The sequence below is a fragment of the Bacillus sp. 01N45 genome, from assembly GCF_056399205.1.
Window position 1 is genome coordinate 25,036 of sequence record NZ_JBFTQW010000007.1, and the last position, 23,163, is coordinate 48,198.

At 35.9% G+C, this 23,163-nt stretch carries 26 protein-coding genes and 2 pseudogenes; 4 read left to right on the top strand and 24 right to left on the bottom strand.

All coding sequences use genetic code 11. The features are described 5' to 3' along the window. Window positions 1-250: 250 nt before the first annotated feature. Together helD and AC1DMU_RS17280 are read left to right on the top strand one after the other, a co-directional pair. Complete coding sequence (gene helD, locus AC1DMU_RS17275) at window positions 251-2,581, top strand: RNA polymerase recycling motor HelD (protein ID WP_088062324.1); 2,331 nt, start codon at window positions 251-253, stop codon at window positions 2,579-2,581. 86 nt (window positions 2,582-2,667) lie between these two features. After that, the gene (locus AC1DMU_RS17280) at window positions 2,668-3,231 is read left to right on the top strand and encodes a hypothetical protein (RefSeq protein ID WP_088062323.1); all 564 of its coding nucleotides are present in this window, start codon (window positions 2,668-2,670) and stop codon (window positions 3,229-3,231) included. A gap of 101 nt (window positions 3,232-3,332) precedes the next feature. Here AC1DMU_RS17280 and AC1DMU_RS17285 read toward each other — a convergent pair whose 3' ends face one another. The 4 genes from AC1DMU_RS17285 to AC1DMU_RS17300 all read right to left on the bottom strand — a co-directional run bounded on the left by AC1DMU_RS17285 (window position 3,333) and on the right by AC1DMU_RS17300 (window position 6,181). Further along, window positions 3,333-4,604, bottom strand: a complete 1,272-nt coding sequence (locus AC1DMU_RS17285) for an FtsW/RodA/SpoVE family cell cycle protein (protein WP_088062321.1) — start codon at window positions 4,602-4,604, stop codon at window positions 3,333-3,335. A 7-nt stretch (window positions 4,605-4,611) separates the two neighbouring features. Beyond that, on the bottom strand, window positions 4,612-5,019 hold the full coding sequence (locus AC1DMU_RS17290; RefSeq protein ID WP_088062319.1) for a PadR family transcriptional regulator: 408 nt from the start codon (window positions 5,017-5,019) through the stop codon (window positions 4,612-4,614). 4 nt (window positions 5,020-5,023) lie between these two features. Beyond that, window positions 5,024-5,557 (bottom strand): sigma-70 family RNA polymerase sigma factor, encoded by a 534-nt coding sequence (locus AC1DMU_RS17295; protein ID WP_088062317.1) that lies wholly within the window; start codon window positions 5,555-5,557, stop codon window positions 5,024-5,026. Window positions 5,558-5,770: 213 nt separating this feature from the next. Continuing rightward, window positions 5,771-6,181, bottom strand: a complete 411-nt coding sequence (locus AC1DMU_RS17300) for a DUF2283 domain-containing protein (RefSeq protein ID WP_088062315.1) — start codon at window positions 6,179-6,181, stop codon at window positions 5,771-5,773. A 138-nt stretch (window positions 6,182-6,319) separates the two neighbouring features. Between AC1DMU_RS17300 and AC1DMU_RS17305 the strand changes: the two genes are divergently transcribed. Next, window positions 6,320-6,484 (top strand): hypothetical protein, encoded by a 165-nt coding sequence (locus AC1DMU_RS17305; RefSeq protein ID WP_000561154.1) that lies wholly within the window; start codon window positions 6,320-6,322, stop codon window positions 6,482-6,484. A 389-nt stretch (window positions 6,485-6,873) separates the two neighbouring features. On the opposite strand, the gene glpD is transcribed toward AC1DMU_RS17305, so the two are convergent. From glpD to AC1DMU_RS17390, 17 genes and pseudogenes are all read right to left on the bottom strand, one after another. Next, window positions 6,874-8,556 (bottom strand): aerobic glycerol-3-phosphate dehydrogenase, encoded by a 1,683-nt coding sequence (gene glpD, locus AC1DMU_RS17310; RefSeq protein ID WP_000672824.1) that lies wholly within the window; start codon window positions 8,554-8,556, stop codon window positions 6,874-6,876. Window positions 8,557-8,689: 133 nt separating this feature from the next. Continuing rightward, entirely contained in the window at window positions 8,690-10,180 is a 1,491-nt protein-coding gene (gene glpK / locus AC1DMU_RS17315) for a glycerol kinase GlpK (protein ID WP_476941538.1), read from the bottom strand. Window positions 10,181-10,192: 12 nt separating this feature from the next. Continuing rightward, complete coding sequence (glpF, locus tag AC1DMU_RS17320; RefSeq protein WP_088062312.1) at window positions 10,193-11,014, bottom strand: glycerol uptake facilitator protein GlpF; 822 nt, start codon at window positions 11,012-11,014, stop codon at window positions 10,193-10,195. 226 nt (window positions 11,015-11,240) lie between these two features. Next, window positions 11,241-11,801: a glycerol uptake operon antiterminator GlpP gene (gene glpP / locus AC1DMU_RS17325; RefSeq protein WP_000394296.1), complete on the bottom strand. Its 561-nt coding sequence runs from the start codon at window positions 11,799-11,801 to the stop codon at window positions 11,241-11,243. Between the two features lie 88 nt (window positions 11,802-11,889). After that, on the bottom strand, window positions 11,890-12,279 hold the full coding sequence (locus tag AC1DMU_RS17330; RefSeq protein WP_252196017.1) for a helix-turn-helix domain-containing protein: 390 nt from the start codon (window positions 12,277-12,279) through the stop codon (window positions 11,890-11,892). 419 nt (window positions 12,280-12,698) lie between these two features. Continuing rightward, complete coding sequence (locus tag AC1DMU_RS17335; RefSeq protein WP_044444076.1) at window positions 12,699-13,550, bottom strand: DUF2935 domain-containing protein; 852 nt, start codon at window positions 13,548-13,550, stop codon at window positions 12,699-12,701. Between the two features lie 194 nt (window positions 13,551-13,744). Next, the gene (locus AC1DMU_RS17340) at window positions 13,745-13,945 is read right to left on the bottom strand and encodes a sporulation YhaL family protein (RefSeq protein ID WP_088062310.1); all 201 of its coding nucleotides are present in this window, start codon (window positions 13,943-13,945) and stop codon (window positions 13,745-13,747) included. Between the two features lie 76 nt (window positions 13,946-14,021). Continuing rightward, the gene (locus tag AC1DMU_RS17345; protein WP_000819463.1) at window positions 14,022-14,894 is read right to left on the bottom strand and encodes an alpha/beta fold hydrolase; all 873 of its coding nucleotides are present in this window, start codon (window positions 14,892-14,894) and stop codon (window positions 14,022-14,024) included. Window positions 14,895-15,133: 239 nt separating this feature from the next. Beyond that, window positions 15,134-15,379: a Phr family secreted Rap phosphatase inhibitor gene (locus tag AC1DMU_RS17350; protein ID WP_215559002.1), complete on the bottom strand. Its 246-nt coding sequence runs from the start codon at window positions 15,377-15,379 to the stop codon at window positions 15,134-15,136. Next, window positions 15,379-16,473, bottom strand: coding sequence for a response regulator aspartate phosphatase (locus tag AC1DMU_RS17355; RefSeq protein ID WP_106383138.1), 1,095 nt, complete (start codon window positions 16,471-16,473; stop codon window positions 15,379-15,381). The genes AC1DMU_RS17350 and AC1DMU_RS17355 overlap by 1 nt, the downstream gene beginning before the upstream one ends. A 256-nt stretch (window positions 16,474-16,729) precedes the next feature. Continuing rightward, on the bottom strand, window positions 16,730-17,707 hold the full coding sequence (locus tag AC1DMU_RS17360; RefSeq protein WP_088062304.1) for a ring-cleaving dioxygenase: 978 nt from the start codon (window positions 17,705-17,707) through the stop codon (window positions 16,730-16,732). 177 nt (window positions 17,708-17,884) lie between these two features. Continuing rightward, entirely contained in the window at window positions 17,885-18,832 is a 948-nt protein-coding gene (locus tag AC1DMU_RS17365) for a ring-cleaving dioxygenase (protein ID WP_088062302.1), read from the bottom strand. Between the two features lie 508 nt (window positions 18,833-19,340). Beyond that, complete coding sequence (locus tag AC1DMU_RS17370; protein WP_088062300.1) at window positions 19,341-19,598, bottom strand: hypothetical protein; 258 nt, start codon at window positions 19,596-19,598, stop codon at window positions 19,341-19,343. A 93-nt stretch (window positions 19,599-19,691) separates the two neighbouring features. After that, window positions 19,692-20,075, bottom strand: a complete 384-nt coding sequence (locus tag AC1DMU_RS17375) for a hypothetical protein (protein ID WP_088062298.1) — start codon at window positions 20,073-20,075, stop codon at window positions 19,692-19,694. A gap of 188 nt (window positions 20,076-20,263) precedes the next feature. Beyond that, the gene (locus tag AC1DMU_RS17380; protein ID WP_088062296.1) at window positions 20,264-20,521 is read right to left on the bottom strand and encodes a hypothetical protein; all 258 of its coding nucleotides are present in this window, start codon (window positions 20,519-20,521) and stop codon (window positions 20,264-20,266) included. An 18-nt stretch (window positions 20,522-20,539) separates the two neighbouring features. Then, window positions 20,540-20,683, bottom strand: a complete 144-nt coding sequence (locus tag AC1DMU_RS17385) for a hypothetical protein (RefSeq protein ID WP_236805537.1) — start codon at window positions 20,681-20,683, stop codon at window positions 20,540-20,542. 14 nt (window positions 20,684-20,697) lie between these two features. Continuing rightward, window positions 20,698-20,793: pseudogene (locus AC1DMU_RS17390) on the bottom strand (restriction endonuclease); the annotation flags it as partial. A 96-nt stretch (window positions 20,794-20,889) separates the two neighbouring features. On the opposite strand from AC1DMU_RS17390, the pseudogene AC1DMU_RS17395 reads away from it, so the two are divergent. Continuing rightward, window positions 20,890-21,003 (top strand): annotated as a pseudogene (locus AC1DMU_RS17395) (N-acetylmuramoyl-L-alanine amidase); the annotation flags it as partial. A 36-nt stretch (window positions 21,004-21,039) separates the two neighbouring features. Here AC1DMU_RS17395 and AC1DMU_RS17400 read toward each other — a convergent pair. The 3 genes from AC1DMU_RS17400 to yhaM form a co-directional block, all read right to left on the bottom strand. Next, window positions 21,040-21,297 (bottom strand): hypothetical protein, encoded by a 258-nt coding sequence (locus tag AC1DMU_RS17400; RefSeq protein WP_078417632.1) that lies wholly within the window; start codon window positions 21,295-21,297, stop codon window positions 21,040-21,042. A gap of 407 nt (window positions 21,298-21,704) precedes the next feature. Beyond that, window positions 21,705-22,037 (bottom strand): DUF2185 domain-containing protein, encoded by a 333-nt coding sequence (locus AC1DMU_RS17405; protein WP_088062295.1) that lies wholly within the window; start codon window positions 22,035-22,037, stop codon window positions 21,705-21,707. A 160-nt stretch (window positions 22,038-22,197) separates the two neighbouring features. Then, the gene (gene yhaM, locus AC1DMU_RS17410) at window positions 22,198-23,142 is read right to left on the bottom strand and encodes a 3'-5' exoribonuclease YhaM (RefSeq protein WP_000726645.1); all 945 of its coding nucleotides are present in this window, start codon (window positions 23,140-23,142) and stop codon (window positions 22,198-22,200) included. Window positions 23,143-23,163: the final 21 nt, after the last annotated feature.

Consider the following 23,163-nt stretch of genomic DNA (forward strand, 5'->3'; position numbering starts at 1 on the left):
TTGGTTTACTTACATTCTTCTCAATAAAATTACAATTCTCCCTTAAAGAAAAACACAAAAAAACCTCGATTCACGCCACACGGAACCAAGGTTTATCTTATTATCATTGATTAAATTAAGAAACTATGTTAAATTAGTACAGAAACACGTTTCCGAAAATACACAGAACGTATTTATCCGTATCTTAATTGTACACCAAAACACATCTTCAGTCAACCTCTATTTTTCACTTTTAAAGGAGTGCTTACGTATGAACAAAAAACTTGATTTAGAGCAAAAACGATTGGATACCGTAATAGAAACGATTACGGAGCAAATTGATAAACTGGAAAACGAAACTGGCAGACGTCGGGCAGAAGTAATCAATATTCGTAAACACTTTTGGGATGACGTGAAAGTGAATACTGATACTTTCGATGATTATCTTGAAACAGTTATCAACTTGAGACAACAAGCTCAGTCACTAGCTGTCACACAAATTACCCATAAGCACACCTTTAATCGACTTGCCGCATTAAGACGTATGCATAAAGCACCTTATTTCGGACGAATTGATTTTAAAGAAGAAGGAGAATCTGCTGCGGAGAAAATTTATATCGGCGTAGCTACACTTACTGATGCAAGCGGAGAAAACTTTCTTATATATGACTGGCGCGCACCTATTTCGAGTGTGTACTACGATTATCCACCAGGACCGGCTGAATACAGTACACCAGGAGGCGTAATCCACGGTAATGTGGAGAAAAAATTACAATACATTATTCAAAATGGCGAGATTGATTCTATGTTCGATACGAGCCTTACAATTGGTGATGAAATCTTGCAACAAGCGCTTGGAAAAGGTACGAATAAACATATGCAAAGCATCGTTGCTACGATTCAGCGCGAGCAAAATGAAATTATTCGTCACGATGAAGGCCGACTCCTTATCGTGCAAGGAGCTGCTGGTAGCGGTAAAACGTCAGCTGCCCTGCAACGAATCGCTTACTTACTATATAAATATCGCGAATGGTTAAAAGCTGATCAAATTATTCTCTTCTCCCCTAACTCTATGTTCAACAGCTACGTATCTAACGTACTACCTGAACTCGGTGAAGAAAATATGCAGCAAGTGACATTCCAAGAATATTTAAACCATAGACTCAGTAAGTCATTTGATGTTGAAGACCCTTATGAACAATTAGAATATATGTTAACTGAAACGAATAGCCCTACCTATAAAACGAGAAATGCGAGCATTCGCTTTAAAGCATCCACTCAATTTTTTGAAATGATTAGAACGTACAGACAATCTCTTGAATCTTCAGGCATGTTATTTAGAGGAATGAAATTTAGAGGAAAGTTAATTGTTTCTGCTAAAGAAATTACAGAACAATTTTACAGCACTGACTCCTCCCTCCGTTTCCATAATCGAATTGAAAAGTTAACAGATTGGCTAAATAAACAAATAGATGCAATTGAAAAAACAGAGCTGAAAAAGCCTTGGGTAGAAGAGGAAATTGAATTACTGAGTAAAGATGAATATCAAAAGGCTTATAAATATTTACAGAAAAAAGGCGAGTTTGACGACAACTCCTTTAATGATTTTGAGAAAGAAACGAAAGTACTTGGACGTATGATTGTCCGTAAAAAATTGAAGCCGCTTCGTAAAGGTGTTCAAACATTGCGCTTCATCAACTTCACAGGCATATATAAACAACTCTTCACAGATGCATCATGGGTTGCTGGGGAAAAACCGAAAGAGTGGGACGATATTTGCTCCTTAACAGTAAACATGCTTGATGAAGGAAAGCTATATTACGAGGATGCGACTCCATTTTTACTGTTAAAAGAATTAATTGAAGGCTTCCAAACGAATAGATCGATTAAACATGTACTCGTAGACGAAGCACAAGATTATTCACCGTTTCAATTTGAGTTTTTAAAACGTCTCTTCCCTGCTGCAAGAATGACTGTACTCGGAGACTTTAACCAAGCGATATTTGCCCATGCGAGTGAAGCAGTGAATTTCAACACACTTACTAGCTTATACGGACCAGATGAAACGAACGGCATCAACTTAACTCGTAGCTATCGCTCAACAAAACCAATTATTGAATTTACACGCACTCTCGTACCGGAGGGCAAGAACATTCACGCCTTTGAACGTGACGGTGAGAAACCTACAGTGACGAAAGTATCAAATGACAGCGAACTGCACGAGCATATTACTGCCAAAGTTGCTGAACTACAAAAAGAGCAGCACAATACGATCGCAATTATATGTAAATCTGCAGCTGAAAGCGCCGCTGCCTACGAAGCACTTCGTCATATCGACAATATTAAACTTGTGAAAAGTAACTCAGCCGAGTATGAGCAAGGCATTGTCGTGATCCCTGCTTACTTAGCGAAAGGTATCGAATTTGATGCTGTTATTATTTACGATGCTTCTAAGGATGTGTACAGCGATGAGAGCGTTCGTAGATTGTTCTACACTGCTTGCACGCGCGCAATGCATGAATTGCAACTTTATAGCGTTGGCGAGGTTAGTCCTTTTATACTTGGGGCTGATTCGGAGAGTTTTGAGCTTATTACACCTTGATACTAATCAAGGTGTTTCTTTTTTGTGCAGGATTTATACCTTAAAAGTAGAATATATCAGTTTAGAAAAAGCTAAGGAGTGACAAGATGAACCATTATTTTATTGCTATTTATGACGGCGTGTTTCCTACCGAAAAATTACATAACATTTTACAATCTAATCCTACTTTTACCGCCCTAAACATCCGCCCTCTCTCAATCTCATCACCAAGACCTATCACATTATTAGTTGGCGCAGAACACGATGCACTCACAACCGGTCTTACAGATACATACCATTTATTAACGAAAGAATTGCAAAAACTAGAAGAACAAGAAAAGTACTATTACGTATACGATTATAAAATTAGAAAGACTATCGATAACCCTAGCGAAAAATGTTTTCCACTAGCAACAATCCGTATAAGTGTTACGAAATTCCATAAAATGATTCAAACAGTAAAAGACTTAAAACGCCCAGTATTTGCAGGTTATAACATCACTTCTCATGATGCAGACATACTTACACTGAATGTACTTCTATCTTCACCTTTATTAGATCCTAACACTTCCGAAAAAAATGCGGAAGAATACTCCTATTTACAACAACTAGCTGAATCAATCTCTCGTTCTGAATTATGTATTTCTATTAAAGAGAGTGCACTTATTTAAACACGAAAAGAGGGTTATTTATCATAACCCTCTTCTACTATCTATTTACGTTTGTACTTGATCATAATAATGAATACTTTTATAGACAACTTTTATAAATATTAAGGTGTTTTTCTCATTCTAAATGAAATATCCTTACGCCGATATACACTCAGCACGATCCCCATTATAAGCGCATGAAATACAGTCGGCGTTAATCCGTAACTAATAAAAGGTAAGGATATAGCAGCAATCGGCAATAATCCTAGTATCATTCCAACATTATAAATGAACTGAAATACAAAAAGAGTCACTCCACCAACAAGCAGCAATTTACCATACCGATCATTTATTTTATAAGAGATGACTATTAATCTTACTACAAAAAGCGAAAGAACGAAGACAAGAATTAGCGCAAGCCAATACCCATAATAGTAAGTCAAACTTGCAAATACAAAATCAGTATCTCCAGCAGGGATGAACCTTGTATCTCCAGCTGTACCAAACCAACCTGCTGACGACACCGCCTCTTTTAAACGTATATACATAAACCCTGCGCCACGTGCATCACGCTCTGGATTTATATATGCTAAAAAGGTAGGCCAGTAGTAATTTTTCACTGAATGTAAGGAAAAGGACATCCTAATAACAAATAAGCAAATGGGCACAGCTGTAATAATCACTGCCGTTTTCTTTCCTAATTTACTCCACCAAAGCATAACGAAGACCATCGTGATATAAATAAACATCGTTGAAAAAGCGGCTCCAATTAAGAATAAATACAGAGAAAATAAATATAGGGCGACAAGATACCTAACTTTCAACCTACTATTATTGAAAAAAGAAGCCCAAGCTAGAAAAAAGAACGGCACTGCCATTAAACGACTAATTGCAACGGGACCAATTTTTATTAACGGTTCTCCAGCCACCAAAACGTTCGGAAAATAATTTAATATTAGCAAGATAAGTGCCCCAATTGTATAAAACAGCCACCCGAATCTTTCTAACTTCCGATAATCAGTCAGCATCATAACTACAACTGTTGCAATACCGAGAATAACAGATATCACTTTATTCATTAGTAAATCATTCATATATCCAAAAGCTATAACCGGTAAAAACCCTAACCCCATAGCAGCCACTAATAAAATAAGTAAGAACCAATCCACCTTTGGCTTATGCAGTTTATTAAGCTCCTGCCCTAGTTTAATTGGACTTCCCATTTGTTCCACAGCTTTATTTTCAGCAACTTCCTCACTTAATCCTTTTTCTATCCATGTGTTCTTTGCCTGTTTTAAGTGAAACTCTAGTTCAGTTGCTACAAAATCTTTCGCTTCTTTTGATTTAATATGATTCGTAACCTCGCTTACAAAACGCTCCCCTTTTTTATTCAATTTCTCCTCACTCCTGTACTAAGCCTTTTAATATAAATTGTACCTTCGTAACATTTTTTTCTGCCTTTCGCAGCATCTTTCTTCCTTTATCATTTAATTGATAATATTTTGCTCCTGCATGATCCCAGCTAGATTGAATAAAACGATTCTGTTCTAGACGATGTAATACGGTATATAAAAAACCTTCATTTCCTTCGAATTTTCGAATCCCTCTCCCTCGTAACAGCTGTGACAATTCGTATCCTGTTTTTTCATTACTGAGGAGTTGTAAAATGGCTAAAGAGATGTCCTCTTCCTTTTCGTGTGATGCATTGATTTTTTCGCGCACCCGCTTTCGGTGTTGATCAGAAAAACTCAAATGTTTAAACGTTGTATTCTCCATTGATTTTCGCAGGCCTTTTAATCGATCTTCCATTTGATTATTCCTCCAATCCTTTCTTCACAAGCTCCTTCGCTTTTTTCAGTCTCGTTTTTATCGTGTTTTCTTTCACGTCTATTACAATAGCAATCTCTTTAATTGATAATTCTTCATAATAAAATAGATAAATAACTTCTCGATATTTTATCGGTAAATTCATTACTGCAGAAGCGAGCTCACGGTCCTCCGCATTTTGAATGACAATTTGTTCGACACTATCATTTTGAACCCCAATATAAGCAGATTCATCCTCTGCCACGATCACCTTTTTGTTATACCAACTCTTTATATAGTCCTTACATTGATTAATCGCAATTCTCCATAACCACGTTTTCACATTCGACTTCCCTTTGTATGTATGAAGAGATTTATAACATTTCACAAATATATCTTGCGTTACATCCTCAGCAACCTCTTTATTATTTACATATGAATACACAAGTTGTAAGACTTCTTGTCCATACTTGTTCATGATTTCATCGATAAGGAGTTCCTTATCTTCTATTTCAAACGCTTCTACCGTTAATTCATCCACATCATTTCCTCCTTCCCATATATTAGACGACGTACTGTATGGAAAAGTTTTATAAATTTATAAAAAAAATCCTTATTGCAAACTTAAAAAGCGCCTCTCTCCCAAGGCGCTTTTTAAGTTTGCAATAAGGATTTTGTGTTAGTTTTCTATCGTCAAGATTCCCCTCATCGCTAAATGAAAAAGAGAACCCATTCAATCGAGTCCTCTTCCCTCCTAACACTCACTTAAAGAATCTAATATTTCATGGTCATACAAAGATGGCTTGATAATATCAAAACCAATAAATTCTTCATACTTCTTATCTGCAAAATAAAATACAACGTTTTGAAATAACACTTTTTGCAAATGAATATCCTGAGAAATTCTAAATGAGTATATGTATTTATTATCATTTGAAGCTTTCTTTTTATATATTTTACTTCTATTTGTTAATCCTTTTAATTTACGAGCATTTTCTCCAAAAAACTCAATCCCCACTATACGATCAAATTGATCTATATCTACATTCAGTTTTGGATTTTCTTCCAACTCTTCAGTCGATTCAATCTCAATTTCTGAAGTGAATGGAATTACATACAGATATGCCATCTGGATTTCAGGGTCATAAGTAATTAATTTTTTCATGCTGCACCTCATATCCGTATTCATTTGTCTTGTTCCCTATTTTAAAACATAATACAATTGAAATGTAACTTAATAAGCTATAACTAGTAGGTGTGATAATCATCTCTTCCATTTTGAAAAAAGGGGGGAGGTGATAGAATGATCGCGATGTTTGTAATTAAATTAGTGTATGGTATCCTAACCGGAGCTGGCGTTGTCATCGGTAGAAGATACGTCGGTCCGTGGCTAATTTCTGTATACAAAAAAGCGAGAACCACCCTGCTTCGTGGAAAAGGTAAGGGCGGTTCTCGGCTAAAACGTTAATGTAATTGTCTTATAACCGCATCTACTACCACCACAATAGTAAGTTAGGTTACACAAGGCAGAAGTTTCTCAGGCTTCTGTCTTCTTTATTTTATGCAAAATTCATACTATATACTCTATCATCATTGTAACACATTTTATTTATTTTTAGTCAAGGTCAACAAATGATGATTATTATCCAATTTCGTTATCTTAAGATATATTCCCTCCTTATCTAAGGGCAGATTGTATCGTAAGACAAAAAAACAAAAGAGTTCAGACTACCTTCTGACGGCAATTCATCTCCACCTGAATTGTTGGGTTTCACCCGTAACACAAATCAGATGGAGCCTTCTTGCCGAAAAGGATAAAAAACACCTGAAGAGGTTCTCTTCAGGTGTTTCTCTATTTTACGCTAATGCAGCTGCTTGTTCTTGTTGATCTACAGGAATGACAGCGTCTGTTAATGCTTTTTCTAATTCAGCTGTGTATTTCATTTGCTCTTCTTTGCTCCAGCCTAGTTTCGCAGCCATGTAGTTGATTACTGCTTCTTTCCACTCGTATACCCAGTGGATGTTGAAGAACACAGCGCCTCTGCGGCGTACGAAGAAGTCAACTGGTTTTGCTGTCATTTCGTAATCCATTGCGTATACAAGTGGGATTAGAACGTCTAGCGGCATGTTGTATTCTTTCGCTTCGTCTTTATGTTTTTTCGCTAAGTCGAACAGTACGTCAACGTTAGAGCCATAGAATTTCGCAAATTCTTCTGCTTGTGCTTTCGTTAAACCAGATTTCGTACCCTCATCTGCTTTTTTCGCAACGAATGCTGGGAATCCGTGTGAACCACTTACATGTCCACCAGAGATTGGCATATGTTTCGTATCGCTCTTCGGATATGCACTATGACCTTCTTTTTGTAGTAGGTTCGTTACGTAGTCTACTACCATTTCAGCCATTTTACGGTATCCTGTTAATTTACCACCTGCGATTGTAATTAAACCAGATTCAGAAGTCCAAATTTCATCTTTACGAGAAATTTCAGATGCATTCTTACCTTCTTCATAAATTAACGGACGTACACCAGCCCAGCTTGACTCCACATCTTTTTCTGTAATTTTTACACTTGGGAACATGTAGTTAATCGCGTTAATGATATATGTGCGATCTTCTGTTGTCATGTGCGGTACAGCTGCGTCTTTATCATAGAACGTATCTGTTGTACCTACGTATGTTTTTCCGCCGCGAGGAATCGCGAACACCATACGTTTATCTGGTGTATCGAAGTAAATAGCTTGCCCTAATGGGAAACGTTTTTGGTCAATTACTAAATGCACACCTTTTGATAACTGAAGTACTTTCCCTTTTTTCGAGTTATCTTTTTCACGAAGTGTATCTACCCAAGGGCCAGCTGCGTTTACAATTTTCTTACCGTACACTTCATATACTTCGCCATCTAGTAAATCGATTACACGTACACCGCATACTTTTCCATCTTTATATAAGAAACTGTCTACTTTTGCGTAGTTAACAGCTTTCGCACCGTGTTCAATCGCTTCTTTCATTACTTCAATTGTAAGACGCGCATCGTCTGTACGATATTCTACGTAGTAACCGCCGCCCTTTAGTCCTTCTTTTTTTACAAGAGGCTCTTTGTTTAATGTTTCTTCACGGTTAAACATTTTTCTGCGCTCGCTTCGTTTTACACCTGCTAAGAAGTCATATACACGAAGACCAATTGATGTACTGAATGATCCGAACGTACCGCCTGTATGGAACGGAAGTAACATCCACTCTGGTGTTGTTACATGGGGACCGTTCTCATATACGATTGCACGCTCTTTCCCCACCTCTGCTACCATTTTCACTTCAAGTTGTTTTAAATAACGTAGACCACCGTGTACAAGCTTCGTTGAACGACTTGATGTACCTGCTGCAAAGTCCTGCATTTCAAACACAATTGTTGATAACCCGCGTGTTGCTCCATCTAATGCAATACCAGAACCAGTAATACCTCCACCAATTACGATCACATCTAACTCTTGTTTATTTACTCCGTTTAATACGTCTTTACGTTGTTTACTTGAAAATTTCATGGTAATTCCTCCCTTTGATAACGAAAAAAGAGACCACGAACTCCGCTATAGATTTCGCCTCTATAGCGTGTTGTGGTCTCTCCAAATCTCCTACCGAATTATTAACTTGTCACCATTATAACACTGTTTATGATTATTTGAAAGCTTTTGTTGCTTCAATCGCTTTTTTCCATCCAGCATATAGCTCTTCGCTTGTTTTCGCTTCCATCGTTGGTTCAAAGCGTTTGTCCATATGCCACTGTTCTTTAATTTCATCTTGGTTTTTCCAATATCCAACCGCAAGACCAGCTAAGTATGCTGCACCTAAAGCTGTCGTTTCATTGATTACTGGACGCTCTACAGGAACATCTAAAATATCACTTTGGAACTTCATTAAGAAGTTATTTTTAACTGCTCCGCCATCAACGCGTAATGTTTTCAGTTCAATGCCTGAATCTGCTTCCATTGCACATAATACATCTTTCGTTTGGTACGCTAAAGATTCTAGTGTTGCACGAATGAAATGCTCTTTCGTCGTACCGCGCGTTACACCAAACATAGCGCCGCGTACTTCACTATCCCAGTACGGTGTACCTAATCCTACGAATGCTGGTACCACGTATACACCGTCAGTTGATTCAACGCGAGAAGCATATACTTCACTCTCACTTGCATCTTTAAACATGCGCATTCCGTCACGTAACCACTGAATTGCAGAGCCTGCTACGAAAATACTTCCTTCTAATGCATAGTTTACTTTACCATCTATACCCCATGCAATTGTTGTTAATAGGCCATGCTCAGAAGCTACTGCTTTTTCTCCTGTGTTCATTAACATGAAGCAACCAGTTCCGTAAGTGTTCTTCGCCATACCTTCACCGAAACAAGCTTGTCCAAATAATGCTGCTTGCTGGTCACCAGCTACACCTGCAATCGGTATATTTTGACCGAAGAAGTGATAATCAATTGTTTCTCCATATATTTCAGATGATGGACGTACTTCTGGAAGCATGCTCTTTGGCACTGTTAACATGTCTAGAAGCTCATCATCCCACTGTAAGTCGTGAATGTTAAACATTAATGTACGTGATGCATTTGAGTAATCCGTTACGTGCGCTTTGCCGCCGGACAATTTCCATACAAGCCACGTATCAATTGTTMCGAATAATAGATCGCCGTTTTCTGCTTTTTCTCTTGCACCTTCAACATTATCTAAAATCCATTTTACTTTCGTACCAGAGAAATATGCGTCAATTAAAAGACCTGTTTTTTCGCGAACCATTTCGCTATAACCTTTTTCTTTTAGCTCATCACAAATTTCAACTGTTTGACGAGATTGCCATACGATTGCGTTGTAAATTGGTTTTCCAGTCGTTTTATCCCATACAACCGCTGTTTCACGTTGGTTCGTAATACCGATACCAGCAATTTGTTCTGGTTTTACATCTGCTTCACTTAAGCAAGTTGCGATAACTGCTAAAATAGATCCCCAAATTTCTTGTGCGTTATGCTCTACCCACCCTGGCTTTGGAAAATGTTGTGTAAACTCTTTTTGAGCTGAATGAACAATTTCACCTTTTTTATTGAAAAGAATTGCGCGTGAGCTAGTTGTTCCTTGGTCTAAAGAAAGAATATATTTTTTCATAATGGTTTCCCCCTATGCTACTTTTCTACTATTTGTAGTGCTTTCACTTTTTTTACTTGTCATATAAGAGATTGCTAGTACAATCACAGTTGCAATAATCACATAAATAAGTGCTGCATTTTGTTTTCCTTCAAATACAACTTGATGGAATAATCCTGCAAGTGATCCACCTAGAATTGGACCAACTACTGGAATCCATGCATACTTCCAGTTCGAACCGCCTTTTCCTGCAATCGGAAGGAAGAAGTGTGCGATACGCGGACCTAAATCACGAGCCGGGTTAATCGCGTATCCTGTCGTTCCACCTAATGATAAACCAATACTTACAATTAAGAAACCTACGATAAATGGATTTAAACCATCTGCAAATTTATTTGCTCCAATTGCTAATATACCAAATACTAAAACGAATGTTCCAATCATTTCACTTAAAAGGTTTGCAAATGTGTTCGGAATTGCTGGACCTGTTGCAAATACGCCTAACTTTGTTCCTGGATCTTCTGTTTCTTTCCAGTGTGGTAAGTAATGTAAATATACGATAACTGCCCCGATAATTGCCCCAATCATTTGTGCTGCGATATAACCTGGTACGTCACTCCATGGGAACGCTCCCTTAAATGCTAGTCCTATCGTTAAAGCCGGATTCAAATGTGCCCCACTAATTGATCCAACTGCATACGCTGCCATAGCAACTGCTAAGCCCCAGCCCATTGTAATAACAATCCATCCAGAATCTTTCGCAAACGATTTCTTTAAACTTACACCAGCACAAACGCCGCCACCAAGTACGATTAACAACGCTGTCCCTATTAATTCCCCTAAAAATGCTGACATAAAATCCCTCCACAATCAATTTAAATGCGTTCAAATGTGATAGAGGTAAAATGAATGGCCATTCGTTTTTTCAAAAGAAAAAGATCCACAGCTTACATGCTTCTATATAAAAATATATAGAAACAATAAAATGTGGATCTCTTCTTTTCTCCGTCACGTTTATTAACTTGTCTATAATGTTAACCTTTCATGAAAGCGGTGTCAACAGAATTTTTTCACATTTTCGTCACTTTTTTTGGTAATGTTTCCATAGTTCTTTTTTTGATGTCGTAATTGCTGTCGCACCAGCACTTAAAGCTCTTTCAACATCTTGCACAGTACGAATGAAACCACCCGCTAAAATCGGGACACCAGTACGCTCTTTCACTTCAGCAATCACATCCGTTAGCGCACCAGGAAGCACCTCTATATAATCCGGCTTCGTCTTTTCTAGCAAATTACAGCTCTTTTCCATCGCGCTAGAATCAATTAAAAAGATGCGTTGAATTGAGACGACACCCTTTTGCTTCGCCTTCATAATCACGCTCGCCTTTGTCGACAGTAACCCGTACGGTTTATATTCTTGGCATAAAAACTCCGTCGCATGCCCATCACTTTGTAATCCATGGATCAAATCAACATGTAAAAACACCTTTTTACTATGCTGCTTCGCAAGTGACACAACACTCTTCAATTGACCAACATGAATATCTAAAATAACAATATACTCATATGAACTATGTAATAGCTTTTCCAAATCTTTAATTTGCCTCACTGCCGGCAAAATCTTCTGTTCATGAAATTCCATTCTAAATGTCCCCTTCTTTATGTCATCCTATCCTTTATAGTACACAATTTGAGTAGAAAGAACAGCTAGTGCGGAGAAATTATTTCCTCTATCTATATATTTTCTTCAACTTATCAGAAGCCGTGCCACCTATAACCATTAATATGAGGGGTAAAAAATTCATTACATACGGTGCATCTGCTACAAGTGTAATGCTCGCTCCGGCAAACTTATTTAGCGTCCATACAACGATTTTTGTAAGAAATAAAAATACGCCCATCATAAATAAACTATCGAAAAACACCTTCCATTTTGGATATGCTAATTGTTTGCTATCGTTAATTACTTTTTGCGTCAACTCTTCATCACTCCTTAGCAACTCATCAATCGTAATACCGAACAGATCACTTAGATGAATAATAATTTCAATGCTCGGATAGTTCTTTCCCGTCTCCCATTTCGAAACAGATTGTCTACTTACATGAATTTTTTCAGCCAAATCATGTTGCGATCAATTTCGTTTTTCTCGTTCTCGTTTCAAGCGTTCACTAAAAATCATACTGTGTTTATCACCTCTCTACGTCTAGTATGGGCAAATAACTAATGAAGAGTAAAGCGAGTTGTCGTTGCGTAGGTAGTGCAACTTTTGCGTTACATAGTAAAATGGCGCTATTTCATACTTTATATCACGCTGGTTTTATATACTTTTCTTCTATAATAATTTCCCGAACAATAATACAACTAATGAACACTAGTAAATACAGGAGGAGACATAAAAAATACGCTATTCCTTCTTATCATTCTCCAGAAAGAATAACGCAAAGTTTCATTTTTAAACTTTTTCATCAAAAAGAAAAGAAGCTAACAATAAATTGTTAACTTCTCAGCTGAAAGTAAAATAGTATCTTTCCTTATCTTCTAATATCTAGGTTGTGATTGAATATTTGTAAGATGAGTATCAAACATATCAATTATTTCAAGAAATCTATCAGCTTCACGGAAAACGTGATCTGCTAATAATGGATGAATGATACTCTTTATTTTACATTGCTCAATTAAATCACGTGCTGTTTTCTTAAAATCCCGAAGAGATGCAACCGACACACGATTTTGATCTAAAAATTGATCTAAAAGTGGGACTGTTTGAGATTGTGGTTTCATAGATTCTAAGTCAATTGCTTGATACATCAATTCATCAAAATCATTGCTAAAATTCCGCGCTGTGTCTACAAGCTTTCTTTCCGATGGATCAAGAAGATGACCAATAAATTTAGCATGGTCTGCCATAATCCTTAAAAAGAAAACATTTTCTTTAATAATAGCATCAGGAAGAGCATCTAATTTACCTTCATTTAATTGTATTAAACGTTTTCTAAAATAATCAGCTTCCCTACTCGTATGGTCAACTAACAATGGAAAGTTATTTTGTCCTGGCAATTTACATGTGAGAATTAATCCTAAAATTTTTCGTTTAAATCCCCAAATATTAGTTGCGGCTTGTTGTACTTCTGAATTAAATCTTTTTATTTGCTCAGGATCTGTTTCATTTGTATAGGAATGCGCTATTTGTTCGATATGTTCAAACAATCGATAAAATTGATTAGCCTCTTCGATTAGTTGAGTATCCTCACATCTAAACCCTAAGCGAAGAAAAAAAGAATGCTCCTTCATGATTCTAGACCAAAAACGAATTTCATTTAATGAACGCTCAACAAACATTACAGATGTAACACCTGTATCAGGATGTAATGATGTTTCATCCCTATGCATTGTTAATCCCCCCCAGTAAATACTGCGCTAGTTCCATTCTTATGAGTAAAAAAATATATAAATACCATTTATAAAAGTTCATGATGAATCTCGTATACATGTAAAGTTAAACTTATATAACCTGCTCCCCCAGAAGAAAAAGGCTATCACCTAGATATAAAATTCTACTAGGTGATAGCCTTTCAAAATTTCTATTAAAGCAATACCGAATCCTTATCAGTATCCTGATTCCGTTTCTCTCGCTCTTCTTCTAAACGCTTCATATACACTTCGCCTTCTTTTTCGATAAACTCATTATCCATCTCTTGCTCTTTTTTTGAAGTATATAAAACCATGTAGCCACTTAATACGATCCCGACGATTACAAGATACACCCACCATGGTAAAGTTTCCACGCAACTTCATTCCTTTCCTTAGACAAGCCTTATTAGTTTCACTGTATGAGGAAAGAAGTGGATTTATGCTTAAAATTTATTGCGGATTCTTCGCGAAGAACGCTTGTACATATTCCATAAATTCTATTGGTTCCTGGCGAAACGGTGCATGGTATCCTTTTTCAATGATATGGAACGTACTATTCGCAAATAGCTCATGATACAGTTCACCATTTTTCCAAGAAACGCTCTTATCGTGTCGTCCCCATATAATTAAAGTCGGCACCTTAATTTTATCGGCCTCCATCGCGATGCGGCGCTCTCTCATTTTCGTAAGCTGATCATAATGCTCTTTATCGTCGCGACTATTTTTCACTGCATTTTTATTATAATCTGTAATCTCTGTTACAGTTTGTAAATCCGTTGATAGCGGCGGCACTTCATAGCTTTCTTTTTGCTGGAAAGACTCGATCCCTGTAGAATCCGCTAAAACGAGATGCGTTACTGCATCCGGATATAAATACGCTAAATTTAGAGACATCTCTCCGCCCATCGAATGACCAAGTACTGCGAATTGATCGTATCCGAGTTTCTTCATTAACTTATAATATAAATTCACTTGCGCAGGGAACGAATACTGAAAATCAACCGGCTTCGAAGAACGTCCAAATCCTAAAATATCAACCGCGATAATCGTGTGATCTCGTGCAAGTTCCGGATAAATATCACTAAACCCATCTGAAGAACCACCAAACCCGTGAAGCATAAGTAAAGGCGGCTTGCCCTCACCAATTTGCTTAAAATAAATCGTCTGTCCATCAATTTGCGCCATACTCTCTTTCGTATTCAGCTTCATCATAACAGTATTTTTCACTTCTCCAACCTTTGCAATCGGCTTATCAACGAAGTTACATACGATTAACAAAACGAGCACAATACCGCTAATAAAATAAAATTTAAACCGTTTCAAAATTCCCGTCTCCTTTCTCTTGTTGCTATTTAAAGTTTTTACATTATTTGGTTGTTTTATGATTAATTTTAATTGTAACTACGTTAGTTACAATTATACTAAAAAAATATTACTTACTTCTATTAGTGATGGTTATCTTGTAACCATTATAGTTACACATTTAAAGTAAGTCAATTCTTTTCTCTACATACCCTAATGATAAAGAAAGGGACTTCATGTTGAAGTCCCTTTCTTTATCATTATAGTTGGCTTACTCCGCCGTCTCCTCTATTATCTGCTGGTGCTCCGCCTGTGTCTCCTATATTAACGTAGTCTGGTTTTGCTGGTGCCCCTCCTGTGTCTCCTATATTAACGTAGTCTGGTTTTGCTGGTGCCCCTCCTGTGTCTCCTATATTTACAGCTTGATTTGTAAAAGAACTATTGAATCCAATTGATAATACCCCTACTAATGCAGTCCCAACAATAGCCAAACGAAATTTCTTCATTATTTTAACGCTCCCTTTTCCAATATATTTTTTTGAGCCTTATTATTCATATAAAAATATTTACTTGCCTTAACATGATCATCAAACTCATAAAATTTCAGTGCTAAAATTTCAGTGTATTCTTGAATACAATCCCATAATCTTTCTCTTTCAAAATAAGAAAGTCCTTCTAAAATTACATCTTCAATAATTGATACTGAAGATTTCCCATTGAGTTCTTTCAAAATTTTAAACCGATGTTGAAATTCTTTTTCTCCTAAATTAACACAAATATTTAAACCTTTTTCAACAATTGGATTCGCTAAATTATATCGTCCTAATTTGTAATATTCACGTGCTTCTACAAACAAGGCTTTAAAGTGTTCTGGGTAATTTTTGGTCACCTCAGATATATGACGAATCGCTAATTCTGAAAGATTTTGGCTAGCATAAAGCCAAGCTAAATTATGCCGAACCATTAGCATATATTTTTTTTGATCCGCTTTTTGCAATACTTCCATAGCAGAATTAAAGTTCTCTTCCGCTAATTCATAGTGATCTATGTCTACACAACATAGTCCAAAAGCATTTTCACATAATCCTACTTTTATTTCATAGCCTGGATATTGCAAAAATGCTGTTTTTGCCCTATTCAAGTAATCTATCGCATGAACCTGGTCATATTTTTGATAATAGAAATTCCCCATCCGATAATGAAACTCCGCATGTTCTATCGGATCTGCAATATATTTCAATAACTTCTCCGCTTGTTCATACTGTTCTTTCGCTTCGTTATAATTTGAAATTAATGTGCAATGAAATCCTTTGAAAAAGTGATAATAATAAGCTAAAAATCCTTCTGTTGGAATTTCGAAAGATTCCACTTTATCAAAGCTATCTTCTCTAACTGAAATCCAATCAACTAATGCATCATATCTAAAATTTAATAATGTATGATAAAGCAATACATCTTGCTCCACGTCCAAACCACTAATCTTACTATCAATCTCTTCCTTCATCTCCGTAGCTTTCTCTATATTTTGCTGCAACATTACACGATACCAATCATCTAAAGAATGTTTCATTTGCTCCCTTGTTACTACATCTGCTCCCATACACTCGCATCCCCTTTTCTTCAAACTTACAAAATTAGGATATTTATACAATTATCAAAATTGTATATTATCACCTCTTTTCTATGCATTGAAAAATAATTGTCAGAAAATTTATAATTTAAGTGGATTATACCAAATATTTCTATTTTAAAAACTTGAGAAACATTTTTCAGAAAATTTTATAGACCAAATAAAAAAGCAAGCAGTTCCAGCTATCAGCTAAAACTACTTGCTCTCCTACTTATTATTTCTATTGTTACTCTTTAATAAATTCCTTCGTACTTCTCACTGTATCAATTGGACGAACTAATTTTTCGATTTCTTCACGTTTTGGCTCTAAGAATGGAGGTAAAGATAATTTTTCGCCAAGTGTTTCGTATGGCTCATCCCCCATAAACCCTGGGCCGTCTGTTGCGAATTCAAATAAAATTTGTGGTGCAACTCTTGCATATAATGACTCGAAGAAGTGACGGTTTACATATCCAGATGACGGAAGTCCAACGCTACCTATTCTCTCAATCCACTCTTCTAATACAGCGCGATCTTCTACGCGGAATGCAGCATGGTGTACTGTACCAAATCCTTGTTGTGCTTCTGGAAGAACCGTATTATGTTCTACAATAACAGAGGCACCGTTCCCACCTTCATTTACTTCAAATAAATAGAATTCTCCTTCTTGAGCAATCTCTTTAAATAATAGAACTTTTTCTAACACTTCTTTAAAGAAACTAAAGTTCGCGATACGGATAAATACAGGTCCTAAGCCAGTAATTGCATATTCTAATGGAACTGGTCCGTTTTGCCAAGGTGTACCTGATTCCACACCTTTATCCAATTCATCTGAGATTAATTGATAGTGTTGATCATCAAAATCAACGAAAGAAAGAGTGTTCTTACCAAATTGCTCTTTAATTCCTGTATGCTCCACCTCAAGACGGTCGAAACGTTTCACCCAATACTCTAGTGCTGCATCAGTTGGAACGCGGAATGAAGTTTTTGAAATTTCATTTGTACCGTGTACTCCTTTTGGAACACCTGGGAAATCAAAGAATGTCATATCTGTTCCTGCACTACCTTTATCATCTGCGAAGAATAAATGATACGTTTGAATATCATCTTGGTTTACTGTTTTTTTAACTAGACGCATTCCTAAAACGTGAGTGAAAAATTCATAGTTCTTTTCTGCACTACTTGTAATTGCTGTAACGTGGTGAATTCCTTTTAATTGGTTCATTTTATATTCCTCCAATGGTTTTTAAATTTATCCCGCATTAACGGGCAGTAAGATCCCCACCTCAAAATTCAGAGAAAACAAAGAAGTTCGGTTGGGATCAACTGCCCGTAAAAGCCCGATTGGTTCAACTAATAATCATTGGAGATAAAGCCCCCACCCAATGATTAAAGTTTCACTTTATATTTTCTCTTCAATAGGTGCTAATTTCGCTTCAATTTCTGCTCGCTGATCTTCTAAGAACGGCGGTAAATCAAGTTTTTCTCCTAAATGTTCTACATCGCCATCAACTGTAAATCCTGGTCCATCTGTCGCAATTTCAAATAGGATTCCGTTTGATTCACGGAAATATAAGCTTTTAAAGTAGAAACGGTCGATAATGCCTGAAGAATGGAAACCTTTTTGTATTACCTGTTCTTCCCAGTAAGCAAGCTCTGCATCGTTCTTTACACGAATTGCTAAATGATGAATGCTACCGCGGCCTGGCTTTTCAGTAGGACCATCTAAATATTTCACAACGATTTCTCCGAAGGCTTCTCCTTTAATAGACTGGAAAATCGCTTCTTCGTCGCTTCGGCTAACTTCTGTATAACCAAATATATCTGTTAATGTATTCGCCAGTTTATCAAGTCTACGCACTGTCATTTCTACAGAACCCATTCCTTGAATTTGATGTTCGGCAGGAACTTCTGATTTCTCCCAAGTTTCCCAGTGCTCCACTTTTTCTCCGTTTGAAACGAGTAGCACGAGGCGAAGACCTTCAGCATCCTCAAATTGTAAAGCAGGACGATTTGCATATGTTGTCATTTCACTATGTTTCACATCAAATTTCTCAAATCGTTCTTTCCAGTAATGTAAGCTTTCCTCTGACGGAACGAGTAATCCGATTCGCGTAATTGCATTCGTACCACGGTACGTTTTTCCTACTAAAGGCATTTCAAAAAACGATAGTTCTGTACCTGGACTTCCTGTTTTATCTCCGTAAAATAAGTGATACATGGACGGATCATCTTGGTTTACCGTCATTTTCACACGGCGTAAACCAAGCACGTTTTTATAAAAATGGTTATTCTCACTCGCGTTTTTTGTAACCATTGAAATGTGATGATGCCCTTTAATTTCATACATTGATAATTCCTCCGTTTCATTTTACTAGTCAAGTGATACCTAAAAAATAATATGCTTCTTAGCTTTTCAATTTATCCTCATTATGTTTTTGTAAATTCATCTTAGTTTTTACTGAATAAGTTACTTTGTTTTTTAATCGAAAGCAACTGAGTGTATGTTCTTCATATGACTCAATCGCTTTCGTTACTATCACTTTACAACTCAAGTGATTAAAAAGCAAGAGATTTATCTCAAATTCGAGATATTTTTTTATTGCATAACATTTTGGACTAGAGAATGGTTTAGTAAATATAAAAAACATTAGTGGAGAAAAGAACCGTCAATCTAGATTAAAGTTGAAAACGTCATCTGCAAAACACAACATCAGCAAATCAGGATCTTTCTCCACTTATGAAACACCAGATGGGAAAATTAATGAAGTGAAAGGGTACCTTGATCGTAGTGGTCGGTGGTATGAGGTTAAGTAAGATAAGACCCGCCCTGTTGGACTTCTTTTTTTGTTCGTTTATTATGCTTCATACGCCATGCTATCTGGAAATTCTTCGTTCTTTCTAAGACATCGCACAATCCTAGTACACGTACAATTAAAATAATGTTCTCTCATATTTAATGAATCCACTGGAGCTTGCTCTATATCATAAAACATTCGTTCCTTTTTATTATAGTGCATCTTACCTATTTTAGTGGGTGATTCAGAAGGATAGTATTGATAAACAACTATCTCTTCATCCTCAAATTCTTTAGTCATTAATAAACATATTGCCATAAATAAGACCCCTTTATTTTTATTGAATTTCATGTTTGGAGTTGTCTGAGAAAAATAATTTCCTGATTTCTAGTTTGAAATTGTTGAAAATGACTAGTCTTCTTTTAAAAATTCAATGTTAATTCTATCAACTTCAATTTCAACATACTTGTTAAAGTATTTACTGCGTTCCGGGAATATTTCATCTTCATCTATAATAATAATCCCTGCATCAATAAACCCACGATTTAACATTCCACTAATACGATACTTAAAAGAATTATCAATTCTTTTTAAACTTTTAACTCCATCTATTCCTTCGTTTATTTCAATATTATCGAAAACTGTAATGTCGAGAATAACAGGATAACTTTTTCCTTCTTCAATTTTATATGAACAAACAGTGGAGAATCCCGTAAACACTACACCGTTAATATTTATTGTAACTTCCTCTTCAATTAGCTCATCGATTTTTTCTACATATGCCATGTATTTCATATTTTTTCCTCCAATTATTAATCAGCAGGGTTTATAGATTAATGATCTACGTTTCAATAATACTCTTCTCGGCAGGGTAAAGATGTTACTGTAAATGACGTCTATGTATAAGTCTATTAACCTAGTAACAGTATGAAAAAGAAACCGGCTCTTTATTTGAGCAGTTTTTTTTAACTTTGTTTGTTATGCTATACTCCGTATGTCATTTCTTCCAAAAATTCTCCACCACTCTTGATGCATTTCATTAGTCTACTACATGCACAATGAAAGTAATGTTCACTTGTTGCAGCTGATTTTATCGGAACTGGATCTATTTCATGAAACATTTGCTCTTTTTTATGAAAATACATTTTCCCTATTTTATCTGAATATTCCGAGGGATAAAATTGATATACAACTATTTCCTCATCTTCAAATTCTTTGTTCATTGTTATATGGATTGCCATAGTGTATCTCCTCCATTTTTATTCTGCATCTATATCAGGTATTTTCCAAGGGCGACCGGATCTTAAAGTTGCATCATGTGCTGTTTTATAATCCGTTTTAAAAATCCCTTCAAATCGAGATTCGAATATTTCATGACGAATTAAGTCCATATCTGATTTCAAAAATTCCCCACATACTAAATTCGTAACTTCATCATATGAATGAGCGCATCACCATCGATTAACTCAATGTTTTTGTTCGCGGCATATTGCCGTGTGTTTTTATTAAAATGAATTCAGAAACTTATATTGTGTGGGCTGAAAAAGGGAGTTACTTAAATCTTGATGCAGGATAAAGATGTTGCTAGCACTGTAGGTTTAGGTTTAGGTTTAGGATTGATGCAAAGGTAAATGTTAATGGAACACCACAATATAAAGTGTATAATAGTAAAGGCGAAACATTCTATATTACTGCAAGTCCGACATATGTAATAATAAAATAAAAACAAGCTCTCAATACTGAGAGCTTGTTCTTATTTTTACGATTGTGAAAATAAGAATTCAGGGAATTCAACTAAATCAGGTGAATTTCTTACATGTTTTTGTATAGCGCCAACTGCCTTAAGAAAATAATAATTTGCACCTTCGCCTTTAGCTGGTTCTAATTCTACAGATTTTTTTTCTAGTTTATTAAATTGAATTTTCCCTGCTTTTTCTTCATCTTCACAAGGAAAAAAACGATAAACGACTTCTTCTTTATTTTCATATTCTTTAAATAAGTCTACACAAACTCCCATATTTTCAATCTCCTTACTGGTTAAAATTATGAGACAAAAAGAAAAAAATGTAAATACAGAAATTTTAGATTAGTATAGCAATGTTTGTATGAAATAAAATCTGCTTAATTGCAAATAGAACCTATGTGTGTGCAATTACGCTAATAAAATAAAAGGGCATCCCCAAACGGAAATGCCCTTTTATTTCAGGTTTAAATTACACCCATTCCTTTAACATCTCAATTAAACTAGTATAGAAGTATTCACATGCTTCTGTCTCAGAATTAAATGTCTTAAGGTTACTCTTTGTTCCTCGCTCATTATAATATTTCACATTCTTTTCAAAGATATTTAATGAACTCACACTTGTTAAATTTACATCTCCTCGAACCATTTTACCTTGTTGTCTTTAGATTTTCGTATCCTCATCAAACTTCTTTACCAGTTAAATTATCAATAAATCTTATTTTTCCATTTTCAGAAACTAATTGTAAATCACTACCTATTGGTAGTTCGTATATTCCCAGAATAGCCGGTTCAATATTTGCTACAGTATTAAAATCACATACTACTAAATTATCAGGATTATTAATGTAATCATCATCATCAATTTCTGAAAAAAATCTCCAACCATTATCTACCGCATCTATTGATTGCTCTCTCAATATCCATTTCAATTTTCCTGTTTTATTTATTATATTTTTTGAAACAATACAGGCCCCAGCTTTTTCAATAAATTCAACAGGCTCTTTTTTATCCATATTTTCTCACCCCTTCAATTAAACTTGATCTATATGGGAATTTTCTAGCGTATTCAATAGCTGAAAATCCTGTACTATCTTTTTAACTATTTCATTTTTAATAAAGAAAACAGCCCCACTAAGCTTATTAACACTTAATGAGGCCACTTTATTCACAATCTTAATTATGGAACGTCGGTTTATAGAACGAACGATTATCAAGTGCAAAGACACGCTCTGTGTATTCACCTGGTTTTGTGCGTCCTAATGCACGGTCCATCATGTTCATTTTTGCATCTAAGTTATCGATGTAGTGCAGAATTTCTGCTTCTTTTACTAATGGTGGTTTTGGGCTACCCCATTCTGCTTTTCCGTGGTGAGAAAGGACGATGTGTTGAAGAATTAATACTTCTTCTGCATCGATTTGTAGCTCGTCTGCTGCTTTACCAATTTCGTTCACCATAATAGAAATGTGGCCTAATAAATTTCCTTCTAACGTGTATGTTGTGGAAATTGGGCCAGATAATTCGATTACTTTACCAAGGTCATGTAAAATAACGCCTGCATATAGTAAGTCTTTATCTAACGATGGGTATAAAGCCGCAATAGCTTTCGCTAAATCAAGCATCGATACGACGTGATAAGCTAGTCCAGATACGAACTCGTGATGGTTCTTTGTCGCTGCAGGATATTCTAAAAATTCGTTTTGATGCTTATTTAACAAATGCCTTGTTAGACGCTGAATGTTCGGGTTTCTCATTTCAAATATGTATTGCGTAATTTTTTCAACCATATCTTCTTTTTTCACTGGTGCTTTTTCTACGAAATCCGAGATATCTGTCACTTCATTTTCATTCGCAACACGGATTTGTTTCACACGTAATTGAATACGTCCTTTGTAATTTAAAATATCACCCGCTACTTTAACGATTGTTTCTGCTACATATTGTTTCTCAACTTCTGGTGATACGTCCCATAGCTTCGCTTCAATATCTCCACTTGGATCTTGTAAGATTACTGTTAAAAATGGTTTGCCATTGCTTGCTAAACCTTTTGTCGCTGTTTTAATTAACAAGAAAACATCGACTTGTTCACCAACTTCATATTCTGCAATTTTCTTTTTCATTCGAATTCCTCCACCATATCA